Origin of the sequence: Nocardia puris (assembly GCF_003315035.1) — a bacterium.
In the GTDB taxonomy this organism is placed as follows: domain Bacteria; phylum Actinomycetota; class Actinomycetes; order Mycobacteriales; family Mycobacteriaceae; genus Nocardia; species Nocardia puris.
This window is the reverse complement of sequence record NZ_QNRE01000002.1, coordinates 948,856-960,032: the sequence shown is the minus strand read 5'-3', so window position 1 is coordinate 960,032 and position 11,177 is coordinate 948,856. Positions and strand designations below refer to the sequence as shown.

General features: G+C 68.7%; 12 protein-coding genes. 4 read left to right on the top strand and 8 right to left on the bottom strand.

The annotated features are described in order from the left end of the window. Positions 1-380: 380 nt before the first annotated feature. Positions 381-977 (bottom strand): PDDEXK family nuclease, encoded by a 597-nt coding sequence (locus DFR74_RS10160; protein WP_113975026.1) that lies wholly within the window; start codon positions 975-977, stop codon positions 381-383. Between the two features lie 322 nt (positions 978-1,299). Here DFR74_RS10160 and DFR74_RS10155 point away from each other — a divergent pair, with 322 nt between their 5' ends. Then, a complete protein-coding gene (locus DFR74_RS10155; protein WP_067513575.1) occupies positions 1,300-1,665 on the top strand; it encodes a VOC family protein in 366 nt (121 codons plus the stop codon). Between the two features lie 201 nt (positions 1,666-1,866). Here DFR74_RS10155 and DFR74_RS10150 read toward each other — a convergent pair whose 3' ends face one another. Then, entirely contained in the window at positions 1,867-2,148 is a 282-nt protein-coding gene (locus tag DFR74_RS10150) for a LysR substrate-binding domain-containing protein (protein WP_084538114.1), read from the bottom strand. A gap of 69 nt (positions 2,149-2,217) precedes the next feature. Between DFR74_RS10150 and DFR74_RS10145 the strand changes: the two genes are divergently transcribed. Next, positions 2,218-2,589 carry a Rossmann-fold NAD(P)-binding domain-containing protein gene (locus DFR74_RS10145; protein ID WP_228788466.1) on the top strand — a complete coding sequence of 124 codons (372 nt, stop codon included), beginning with the start codon at positions 2,218-2,220 and terminating at the stop codon, positions 2,587-2,589. Between the two features lie 7 nt (positions 2,590-2,596). Here the strand turns inward: DFR74_RS10145 and DFR74_RS10140 are convergent, their stop codons facing one another. The 5 genes from DFR74_RS10140 to DFR74_RS10120 all read right to left on the bottom strand — a co-directional run bounded on the left by DFR74_RS10140 (position 2,597) and on the right by DFR74_RS10120 (position 8,527). Further along, positions 2,597-3,763 carry an acyl-CoA dehydrogenase family protein gene (locus DFR74_RS10140; RefSeq protein ID WP_067513577.1) on the bottom strand — a complete coding sequence of 389 codons (1,167 nt, stop codon included), beginning with the start codon at positions 3,761-3,763 and terminating at the stop codon, positions 2,597-2,599. A 91-nt stretch (positions 3,764-3,854) separates the two neighbouring features. Beyond that, positions 3,855-4,757: a LysR substrate-binding domain-containing protein gene (locus tag DFR74_RS10135; protein ID WP_067513579.1), complete on the bottom strand. Its 903-nt coding sequence runs from the start codon at positions 4,755-4,757 to the stop codon at positions 3,855-3,857. 9 nt (positions 4,758-4,766) lie between these two features. Further along, positions 4,767-5,372, bottom strand: coding sequence for a TetR/AcrR family transcriptional regulator (locus tag DFR74_RS10130; RefSeq protein WP_067513580.1), 606 nt, complete (start codon positions 5,370-5,372; stop codon positions 4,767-4,769). Between the two features lie 685 nt (positions 5,373-6,057). Next, the gene (locus DFR74_RS10125) at positions 6,058-8,022 is read right to left on the bottom strand and encodes a S9 family peptidase (protein ID WP_195124398.1); all 1,965 of its coding nucleotides are present in this window, start codon (positions 8,020-8,022) and stop codon (positions 6,058-6,060) included. 178 nt (positions 8,023-8,200) lie between these two features. Next, positions 8,201-8,527, bottom strand: a complete 327-nt coding sequence (locus DFR74_RS10120; RefSeq protein WP_067513584.1) for a plasmid stabilization protein — start codon at positions 8,525-8,527, stop codon at positions 8,201-8,203. A gap of 165 nt (positions 8,528-8,692) precedes the next feature. On the opposite strand from DFR74_RS10120, the gene DFR74_RS37800 reads away from it, so the two are divergent. Further along, positions 8,693-9,055, top strand: a complete 363-nt coding sequence (locus DFR74_RS37800) for a hypothetical protein (RefSeq protein ID WP_324191889.1) — start codon at positions 8,693-8,695, stop codon at positions 9,053-9,055. Positions 9,056-9,106: 51 nt separating this feature from the next. Here the strand turns inward: DFR74_RS37800 and DFR74_RS10110 are convergent, their stop codons facing one another. Beyond that, positions 9,107-9,928 (bottom strand): RNA polymerase sigma factor SigF, encoded by an 822-nt coding sequence (locus tag DFR74_RS10110; protein WP_067513586.1) that lies wholly within the window; start codon positions 9,926-9,928, stop codon positions 9,107-9,109. Positions 9,929-10,151: 223 nt separating this feature from the next. On the opposite strand from DFR74_RS10110, the gene DFR74_RS10105 reads away from it, so the two are divergent. Continuing rightward, a complete protein-coding gene (locus DFR74_RS10105) occupies positions 10,152-10,823 on the top strand; it encodes a PAS and ANTAR domain-containing protein (RefSeq protein ID WP_232331893.1) in 672 nt (223 codons plus the stop codon). Positions 10,824-11,177: the final 354 nt, after the last annotated feature.

Here is an 11,177-nt window from a genome sequence, read left to right as displayed (position 1 = left end):
CCAGCGATGAACAGGAGGATCCCGCAGCGTTGACCGCCTGACCGGCAGCGGTCACGCGGCGATCACTTCGATACACCACGCATTTGGACTTGACCCACTCGGTTGGCCTCGATGAAGAAGCGTTGCGTCTGCCGAACACCGTGGGACTGTCCGACTCCGGAATCGACCGGAAGGCCGTCCTTCTCCTACCGTCGGCCAATGATAACGGTATTCTTGGCCGACGGTCAGACGGATGAAGAAGCCCCCGTTCATTGCGGGCGACACCGCCGCAGCGAACCATGAGCATCGCCGTGAAGCCTGGAGTAGGCGGCGGCAACAGTGAAACAAACTGGAGGCCGGTGCTTCTTCGCGGCGAGCAGTTGGCGCGGTCTGTTTCGATGTCATTCGCGTCGCGGTAGGTGGACCTCTGTCGGTGACTCGCCGTGCTCGAAGCGTGCGGCACGTGCGGACGCTATGGCGTTCAGTACATTGAGACCGAATGTCTTTCTTGCGGACCTTTCGTTTCGCAGATGGTGGCCGAAAACTTGGGCCCCGGTGTATTTGCAGAACTCGGTCTGCTGAAACCAATAGTCGTCGGCTATTCGGTATCGCTTGGGGGTGTAGTCGTCAAAAAATACTGCCCAGAAGGATCGTTCGTCCATTCCAGGAGCGACACAATTGAATAGCCGAAGTGCAGGCTCTCCGGTAAGCAAGATCACGGGATGTCCGGTCAGGTTTGCTAATCCGCGACACAGGCGAACATGGTCGCCCTCGAACATGTCCACGTTGCCTCCCTTGACTTCGGCAAAGGTTTCTTCCTCGTTGGGGTGCAGCAATTTGAAGTCAGGAAGATAGGGTGTACCACCGATCACGTATCCATCGGGCTCGTATTCCCATCGGATTCCGAGTACGTCGAAGAAGACAGCCCAGCGTGCCTCCAACCTCGATCTGAAGCGATACCCCTTGTACCGCGTCTCGATCGCACGCGGAAATTTCATACCGGTCCCTTCATGTCCAAGCCCTCCCAACCCTCTGCTTGCCCGACGCTACACCGGCGCACCGACACCGCTCCTTCATCGGCTGAGCAGCCGATCCGACCGACCGCCCTCGTGGATTCAGCGCGATAGAGCAATCAGTACCCAACTGCCACCCAGCGACGCGAGGCACACGGTTCTGACGCGGAGATGTCGAAGTCCCGGCCGGGCGTCGATACCGGTTGATGCCGGAGCCTGCTCAGCAGCGACGCGTCATCGTGTACCGGGTCGTGAGCGGGCCGATTATTGGTGGCGCAGGGCGGAATGCCGTCGCTACGGTGAGCTGATGGGGACGGTCAGGCAGATCCAGGTCACCTTCGATTGCGCGGAACCCGAACGGGTCGCGCGGTTCTGGGCCGAGGCACTGGGGTACGAGCACCGAGGGGACGCGTGCGCCGATCCCTCGGGGGTGGGGCCGCGCCTGTACTTCCAGCGGGTGCCCGAGGGGAAAGTCGTGAAGAATCGCGTGCACGTCGATGTGCGGGTCGGGACCGGGCTGGTGGGTGCGGAGCGGGTCGAGGCGCTGGAAGCCGAATGCGCGCGGTTGGTCGCACTCGGCGCGAAGCGGGTGCGGCTGCTGCCTGCCGACGGCGTCAACGAGTCGTGTTTGGTGATGCGGGACATCGAGGGCAACGAGTTCTGTCTCGACTGAGTGGTCGATGACGTGGCAGGGGGCGTGCAGGCGAGGTTCTGCCGCGTATCGAGAGGAAGCGTTGGGCGCGAGCGCGATTCAACATACGTGCCGCCGGAATCCACGGATGGCGCGGGCCACGAGCACCAGCGCGACCACCCACGCGGACGCGCGGGCCGGCGACATGCGGGTGGCGGGTCCGTGCCCGGACGGCTACCGGATTCAGTGTCCGGTAGCGCGGTGTGTGGCGTCGAGATAGGCGAGGACGAGAGGCCGGTCATCGTCGCGACGCCGGGCGACGGCCAGTTCGGCGGGGGCCAGCCCGCGAACGGGACGGACGACGACGCCGTCGCGGGCGATGAGCCGGGAGTTGCCCTCGGCGAGCAGGACCAGGCCCAGCCCGGCCGCGACGGACTCGTGGGTTTCCTCCGCGCTGGCGATCTCGCCGCCGATCACGGGCGGGCGGCCCGCGCGGGCGTCGACCGCCAGCCAGAAGTCGCGCATCGGGCCCGCCTCCGGGGCGGGCAGCTGTCGTTCGCCGGGTTCTCCGCCTACAGCGCAACGAAATTCGCGTTGGAGGGCCTGTCCGAGGCGTTGGCCGACGAGGTGAAGGGATTCGGCATCAAGGTGCTCGTGGTGGAGCCGGGTTCCTTCCGCACCAACCTGTTCGGCAAGAACGCCGCGTACTTCAGCGCGAGCCACCCCGCGTATGCCGACACCGTCGGCGGCACAGAACAATTCGTGCGCGGCGGTGACGGCGCGCAAGCCGGTGATCCGGCGAAGGCTGCCGCCGCGATCCTCGCCGCCCTGGACGCCGACGAAACCCCGCTGCGCCTGCCCCTGGGCGGCGACGCCGTCGACGCGATCCTCGCCCACCTCGACGGCGTGCGGGGCGAGATCGAGCGGTGGGAAAAGGTCTCGCGCGACACGGCTTTCGACGAGTAGGTCCGCGTCAGCCGCGTGACCTGTACTCCCGCAACAGGTTGCCGCCGATGATCAGCTTCTGGATCTCGCTGGTGCCCTCGTAGAGGCGCAGCAGCCGGATGTCGCGATAGATCCGCTCGACCGGCACGTCGCGCATGTAGCCGCTGCCGCCGTGCACCTGCACCGCGAGATCCGCGACCTTGCCCGCCATTTCGGTGCAGAACAGTTTCGCCGCCGAGGGCGCGATCCGGCGGTCCGCGCCGGAGACGTACTTGGCGGCGGCATCGCGCACCAGCGCGCGACCGGCCGCGACGCCCGCGTACTGCTCGGCCAGCATCGCCTGCACCAGCTGGAAGTCGCCGATCGCCACGCCGCCCTGGGTGTTCGCGGCGGCGTAGGCGACGGATTCGTCCAACGCGCGCTGCGCCTGACCGACGGCCAGCGCCGCGATGTGCACCCGGCCGCGCACCAGCGACACCATCGCCGCCTTGTAGCCGACGTCCTCGGACCCGCCGACCAGCGCCGAATCCGGCACGCGCACACCGTCGAAGCGCACATCCGCGGTCCACGCGCCTTCCTGGCCCATCTTCGCGTCCTTCGGCCCGACGCTCACCCCCGGCGCGTCGGCGGGGACGAGGAAGACCGCGATGCCCGGATCGCCCTTGCTCGGTTCCCTGGTGCGGGCGAAGGTGACGAACAGGTCAGCGACCGGGGCGTTGGTGATGAACCGCTTCTGCCCGTCGAGGACCCAGTCGTCGCCGTCGCGGCGGGCGCGGGTGCGCAACCCGGCCGGGTTGGAACCCGCGCCGGGCTCGGTGAGCGCGAAGGAGGCCACCACTTCGCCCGAGGCGATCCGCTCGAGCCATTCCTTCTTCTGCTCGTCGGTGCCGTAGTGGACGAGCACCTGCCCGGCGATGCCGTTATTGGTGCCGAACATCGATCGCAGTGCGAGGGTGGTGTAGCCGAGTTCCATGGCCAGTTCGACGTCTTGGCTCAGGTTCAACCCCAGCCCGCCCCATTCGGCGGGTATGGCGTAGCCGAACAAACCCATGTGCGCGGCGGCGTCGCGCAGGTCGTCGGGAATGCGGTCGGCGGAGGCGATCTCGTTCTCCCGGGGCACGACGACCGTGCGGACGAACTGCTTGACCTGGGCGAGGATCGCCGCGAAATCCTCGTCGCCGACTGCGGTGCTCATGCCTGCCGATTCTCGGAGGTGCGGGCGGCCGCGTCCAGTACCGAGTCGGCTGGGACTGATGCGGATTCGGACATAATCGGCGCACCGAGTCTCAGGTGACGGTGGGGAGCACCTTTCCCGACAGCCGCAGCACCCGTTCCAGCGCCGGATCGCGATCCCCGCGCCGCCACACCAGATAGCCCAGCACGGGCGGGATCGCGATATCGGCGGCGAGTGGCACCACCCGGACGCCGTCCAAGGGCATCTGCCGGGCCGCCGCGTCGGTGGTGAAGTGCAGCCCGACGCCCGCCGCGACCAGCGCGACGCAGGTCCACGTGTCCGGGGCGGTCTGCACGATCTCCGGTACGAACCCGGCCGTACGGCAGGCGGTGGTGAACATCGACCGCACCGCCGAGCCGGAGTCGTCGGGCAGCGCGAGGAACGGTTCTCGCCGCAGTGCGGTCAGCGACACCTCCGCGAGTGCGGCGGCGGGGTGTGCGGCGGGCACCATCAGCACACCGCGTTCCCGCGCGACGGGACGGCAATCCACCTCGGCGGGTTCGTGTTCGAAGCGGGCGATGGCGAGATCGGTGGATCTGTCCAAGAGGTCGGCGAGGACGCCGGGGCCGTACCGTCCGGGGCGCACCGCCAGTGCGATGCCCGCGTACTCCTCGCGTACCGCGCAAGCCAGCCGCCCGACCATCGCCTGGGACGACGGGCCCGCGAAACTCAGTCGCACCGTGCCGATCTCGCCGCGCTGCGCCGCCGCGACATCGGCGCGCGCCCGCGCCTCGATCCGCAGCATCGCCTCCGCCGAGGCCAGCAGCGCCCGGCCCGCCGGGGTGAGTTCGACGCGGCGCGTGGTGCGGTCGAACAGCGGCGCGCCGAGATCGGTCTCCAAGGCGCGTACGATCCGGCTGAGGTGGGGCTGGGCCAGGTGCAGGCGCTCGGCGGCGCGCCCGAAGTGGAGTTCCTCGGCCACCACGCGAAAGACCTCGAGTTGGCGCAGCTCCATCCGGGGATTCTATCGGGGCCGGTCGGGCGCCGATTGCTGCCGGGACTGCCGCGCTGCGATCTCCTCCTCCGCCATCGGCGTGATCATCCGGGCGGTCATGGCGATGATCTCGGCGCGGTCGTAGCCGTCGTCGGCGAGGGCGGCGCGCAGCACGGCCGCGATGCAGGTGTTCACCACGACCGAGGTCATCACCTCGTACTCGTGGCTGTCGCCGGGGCCGAGCAACTGCATGATCAGCAGTTTGACCATCAAACGGACGCGGAGTTCGAATTCCGGCATGCCGCTGCTGTAGAACGGGACGCCGTCGGCCAGCGCCCGCACCAGCGGTGCTTCCGCGGCGACCTGCTCGGTCATCACCTCGAGGATGATGGTGATGACCTCGCGCACCGATTTCTGCTCGAGCCCGAACATGCGGGCGGTCAGGCGTTGCTCCAGCGTGTCGAGGAGGCGGTCGAGCAGTTCGTCGACGAGGGCGGAGCGGTCGGCGAAATAGCGGTACAGTGTGCCGATGCTGACGCCCGCCTCGGCGGCGATCCGGTTGGTCGAGGTCTGCGCGATCCCGCGCTCCCCGAACAGCCGGGCGGCGGCATCCAGGATCTGCCGCTTCGTCGCCACGCTGCGTTCCTGCGTCGGGCGACGACGCGGACTCACGGCCCTCGGCGGCACGAACCATCCTCCCCATCGCTCGGACGAACAGCGGCGGGCCCGAGTCTAACCACGGCGGCGCACGCCGGGGTCGTCTCACCGAAAACGTTCTGACCTGCGCCAACCATCGCCGTTCGGTGTTTGTGAACCGGCACAGATGGGGATCGAGGAGGGCGGTCAGCGGTGCGGACCGAGTGCCGCGATGCCGTCGAGGGCGCAGTGGTCGACCTCGTCGGCGGCCACCGCGTCGCTCACCCCTCGGCTCGCCGGACGAGGTCGCCGATCACCTGCGCGCGGAGCTGGAAACCCCCGGGCTGCACCGGAATCTGCTGATCATCGACGGAACCGGGCGGACGAGCCGGGCGCAGGAGAACGCGGCGGCGGTCGCCGCGGCGTTGCGGGTGGTGGTTCATGGGCGGGCGGGTGCGGGTGGCACGCGGTGCCGAGCCCGAGGTCGCCGGGGTGGAAGCCGAGGGCCTGCGGTTCACTGGCGCTCGGTGAACGGTCGGCGTCGAATGCCGTTCGGAAACCAGCATGGTCGAGTTCAGCATGTGCCCCACCTGATTTGTGGCCCGAATCGGGGTCTCGGGGGGAACGTACGCGCCGTGCGATCACAATGGTTCCGATACGCGCGTCGACGCCCGCTATCCGGACCCTATGTGTGGTCGGTGCCGCGCTTTCCGCCCAGATGGTCGGCGAAGTGTTCCTCGATCGCCCGGTAGAGCCGGAATTGGTTGTCGGGGTTGTCGAATCCGTGGCCCTCGTCTTCGGCGAGGAGGTAGCGGACGGGGATGCCGCGGTCGCGGAGGGAGGCGACGATGTTGTCGGACTGTTCCTGGGGGACGCGAACGTCGTTGGCGCCCTGGGCGACCAGCAGCGGGGTGCGGATGCGGTCGACCATGGTGAGGGGGGAGCGGGCGGTCATATCGGCCTCCTGCGCGGGGTCGTCGGGGTCGCCGACGTAGCGGAACCAGCTGTTGGCCTGGTAGGGGCGGACGAACGGCGGGAGGGTGCGCAGGAACCGGGCCAGATCCGAGATGCCCACGTAATCGACGGCGGCCGCGAAGTATTCGGGCGTGACGGTGACGCCGACGAGTGCCGCGTAGCCGCCGTAGGAGCCGCCCATGATGCCGATGCGCGCGGGGTCGGCGTAGCCCTGCGCGACCGCCCAGTCGGCGGCGTCGATCAGGTCGTCGTGCATCGCGCCCGCGAATTCACCGATCGCGGAAGTGATGTGGCGTTTGCCGTAGCCGGTGGAGCCGCGGAAGTTGACCTGGAGCACGGCGTATCCGCGATTGGCCAGGAACTGCGTCGTCGGGTCGTAGCCCCAGCTGTCCTGGTACCACGGCCCGCCGTGCACGACCAGCACGAGCGGCAGGTTCGCGGGTTCGACGCCGACCGGGAGGGTGAGGAAGGCGTGCAGCGGCAGTCCGTCGCGCGCGGGGAAGCCGACCGGCGTCATCGGGGCGAGGTCGTCGGGGTTCAGGTGCGGGTGGGGGCGGAACAGCAGCCTGCTGTCCTTGGTGGCGTGGTCGTAGAGCCACGTCACCGCCGGGTCGCGGTCGTGGACGAATTGCGCGACCCACCACCGCTCCGATTCGTCGGAGGTGAGCGTGCCCAGGACGCCGTCGGAGAGATTGGTGAGTTCGGCGTAGACCTCGGCGAAATGCGGGTCCAGCACCTCGATCCGGGGACGGTCCCCGACGAAACGCGCCGCGATGACCTCGTCGGTGCGGCGGCTGGTGTAGACGGTGGGTGGCAGCACGCCCGGCGCCATCGTGCCCGTGATGTCCAGGCTGTGGCCCGCCACGGCGGCGAGTACCGTCTCCTCGCCGGTCTCTCGGTCTACGCGGACCAGGCGCAGGTCGTCGGAGTCCTGATATGTGCTGATCAGCAAGCCCTTTCCGTCGGGAGTCACCAGTTGCGGCTGCACCCCCATCGGATACTCCGCGCCGCCCATCCGGCGCAGCACCCGTCGCTCACCGGTGCCGGGGTCGATCGCGGAGAACTCCATCGCACCGTCCTCGGCGAGTGTTGTCGCGAACGCGGGCTCGCCCTGGCGATCCAGCAGCACGGTGTCGGCGGGGTCGGCCTGCTCGTGATGCACGGTCGTCACGCCGGTCGCGATATCGATCCGGAACACGTCGATGAACATGGGGCGCCGGTTCATCCACACCAGCATGCTGCCCGGGACCGACCGGAGCGGCTCGGCCCCGAACACCCGCGACCCGGGCTCCAGCGGAGTCAGATCGACGGCGGGTTCCCCGGGCGCGTCGAGATCCACCCGGTGCAGGTGCCAGTCCTCGTTGCCGTCGGTGTCCTGGAGATACAGCAGCCATCGCGGGTCGTCGGTCCAGAAGTACTTGGTGATCCCGCGCCTGGCGTCGTGCGTGACGCAGACCGCGTCGGCGTGCTCCTCGTGAATCCCCCGCACCCACACATTCCGCCGCCCGTATTCCGGTGCGAGATAAGCGATCCTGCTCCCGTCCGGCGAGATCGTCGCCGCCGCGAACTCCGGGTCGGCGAAGAACTCCTCCACGGGAACGAGTCTCGGCAGTCCCCTCCGATCCGGGCTGCTGCCCGTGCGCGCGCTGCCGCCGTCGGCGTTCGATGTGCCCATTCTCGCCCTCTCGGTGGGTTTGGTGTTGCCACCAGTCCAAACCATGCCGTCGCGGCACAGTCAAGGGCGACGCCGGATCGGCGGCGAGGCGATGCCCGGTTCGCGGAGCGCGACGGTGGCTCCGGTGCGTCCCGTCGCCGCGGCAGTTCGGCGGCGGCGTGGCCGGCGCCGCGAAGGGTCAGCGGCCCAGCGCGTCGGCCAGCTCGGCCTTGGTCATCTGCGAGCGGCCCTTGATATTGCGCTGTTTGGCCTCGTTGTAGAGCTGGTCGCGCGTCGGGCCCTTCGGCCCGCGTTTGCCCGAACGCAGGCCGCCGCGCCGCGACGCGGACATGTCTTCGGTCGAGGACCGGCTCGCGGTCTCGGTCTTGCCCTGCTGGGCGCGATTCTTGTTGACGGTGCGCGCGCCGATCTCCTTGGCGCGCTTCGTGCTCGCACCGCGCTTCTTCGCGGAATCGCGGATGTGCTCGTACTGGCGTTCGTCCTTGTCGGTCCATTCCTTCGGCATGGCACACCTCCTGGCGACCGGCTACCCGGAGCGGGCCGTGACAAACGGCGCCGCGACGAGATCACCGATTCGGTCGCGACCGATTCGAGAGCGCGAGCCGGGGTAGCCGCACAACAGCGCCCCGCTCACGCGGAGCCCGTGCCACGCCACGGAAAGGAGCGACCCATGTACGACAGGACAGGCGACGATCTGCCGGGCACGCCGGAGGAGCCGCCGACACCGGATCGGTACGTCCACCCGCCGCACGGTGACAGCCGATTCCCCGACGACGCCCGCACCACGAGGGCGCACGCGGGCGAAGCGCTGGAAGACGGCTACAACGTGCCGGGAATCGTGCTGTGCGCGGTCGGCGTGATCGCGCTGGCGCTGGCCCTGACCGCGGCGGGATACGGCTACGCGGGGTGGGCGATCATCGCAGGCGTCGCGGCCGCGGCGGGATTGATCGTCGGAGCAACCTGGATCCTGCTGGAACACCGGCGGGTCAAGAGCCGGGAAGGCCTGTACCTGCACGACCAGCGCGGGCACTGACCATGACGGAACCGAGGCCGGGCGACCGGCCTCGGTTCGGCGTGGACATGCCTATCGATCCGGTAGTGCCTGTTCGCGCAGTGTGGTGAGGGTGCGCGACAGGACCCGCGATATCTGCATCTGGGAGACGCCGAGTTCCTCGGCGATCTGTGATTGCGTGAGGTTGTCGAAGAACCGCAGGTGCAACACCCGCCGCTCCCGCTCCGGAAGCGCGTCCAGCAACGGGGCCACCGCTAGCGTGTCGTCGATGAGCTGAAAGTGCGGGTCCACCTCGGCGAGCGCCGAAGCGATGCGATACGCCACGCCTCCGTTCGCGCCCTCGTCGTCGACGGCGATGGTGTCCAGGGAGTTGGTCCGGTAGGCATTGGCGGCGAGGAGGGCCTGGGTGATCTCGGTGAGATCGGCGTGCAGTTCGGCGGCGAGCTCGTAGGCGGAGGGGGCGCGGCCGCGGCGCTGGGAGAGGGTTTCGATGGCGGGGCCGAGGGTGAGCTGGAGTTCCTTGATCCGCCGTGGCACGCGGACGGCCCAGGTGTGGTCGCGGAAGTGCCTGCGGATCTCGCCCATGAGCGTGGGAATCGCGAAGGCGAGGAAGGAACTGCCGCGGCTGGGATCGAAACGGTCGACGGCCAGGACCAGACCGAGGGAGGCGATCTGGAGCAGGTCGTCGTAGGTCTCGCCGCGGCCGGTATAGCGGCGGGCGATGTGATCGGCCAGGGGTAGGCAGCGCCGCAGGATGGACTCCCGCAGACTGGTGTGCTCGGTGGTGCCAGGAGTGAGGGCGCAGAGTTTGTCGAGCCAGGGTTCGATGTCGTCGTAGCTGTCGCCCGCCGTGCGGCGGGGGGTGATTCGATCGTGAGCGGTCGCCGGATTCATGGCGATCCTCGCTTCTTCCGAGTCGACGGCGGCCCCGGCCGATTGCTTCAGCGCGAGGGCCGCCCGTGAGCGGGGTTCCCACGGCGGCGCGGATTACCGGCACAGCGGTCGATCGTTCGTATTTCGGATGGCGGGGAGCCGAACGTTCGTTTCCTGCGCGGTGGGCGCCGCACGATCGGACGCGAATTCCGCGAGATGGACCGAAGGGGTGGATACTCTCTCTGTGAGCATCGATGGGCTGGACCTCCCCACGACCGGGAAGACGTGTCCGGCCGGTAGTTTTCGATACTGGTTCGCTGATCAGCGGTGGGAGTGGTCGGACGAGGTGGCGGCCCTGCACGGCTACCCGCCGGGGGAGGTGGCGCCGTCGACGGAACTGCTGCTCTCCCACAAACATCCGGACGACCGCGCGATTGTCGCCGAGATCCTGCACGACGTGGTGACCGGTGACGCGCCGTTCTGCAGCAGGCACCGCATCATCGATGCGCAGGGCGTGGTGCGTCCGGTGCTGGTGGTGGGTGACCAGATGGCGGACGAGCAGGGCCGGGTCGTCGGTTCGGTCGGCTATTACATCGACCTCACCGACACGGTGGACGAGGCACGCAACGAAACCCTGGACGAGACCATGCCCGAGGTGGTTGCCGCACGGGCGGTGATCGACCAAGCCAAAGGCATGCTGATGCTCGTCTACGGCATCTCCGAGGAGCAGGCGTTCCGCGTGCTGCGGTGGCGATCCCAGGAGACGAACACGAAAGTGCGCGATCTCGCGGCCCGGCTGATCGCGACGGTGGCGCGGCAGAACGTGATCACCGCACCCACCCGCACCCGCTTCGACCACGCCCTGCTCACCGCGCACGAGTGCGAGCCGGAGGACCGGATGGGGCGGTCTGACTGAGAGACCGGCTCGAGCCCGCCGATGGACGTGCTCGCTGCGGAGTAGACGGCGCGTGAACGACCGGAAGACCCGTTCGCCGTCGCACGCCGGGCCTATCATCGTCGGGTCCGGCGCCGAAGCGTTCGTTTTCCGGATGGTTGCCGGCGAACCGTTCGCCGGCCGCCCTGGCGCCGTCTCGTCCGGGGTGCTGGAATGGGCGAACCGGCCGGTCTCGAGAACACGGGCACCGCCGGGGCGCAGTGCCGGGTCGCGGTGAGTTTCCGACGGCCCCGGCGTCTCATGCGTAGAACGCGCAGGCATCACTCGCCTCGACGCCGCGGGCGCTGCGGTAGCGGCACATGGAGGAATCAAGCA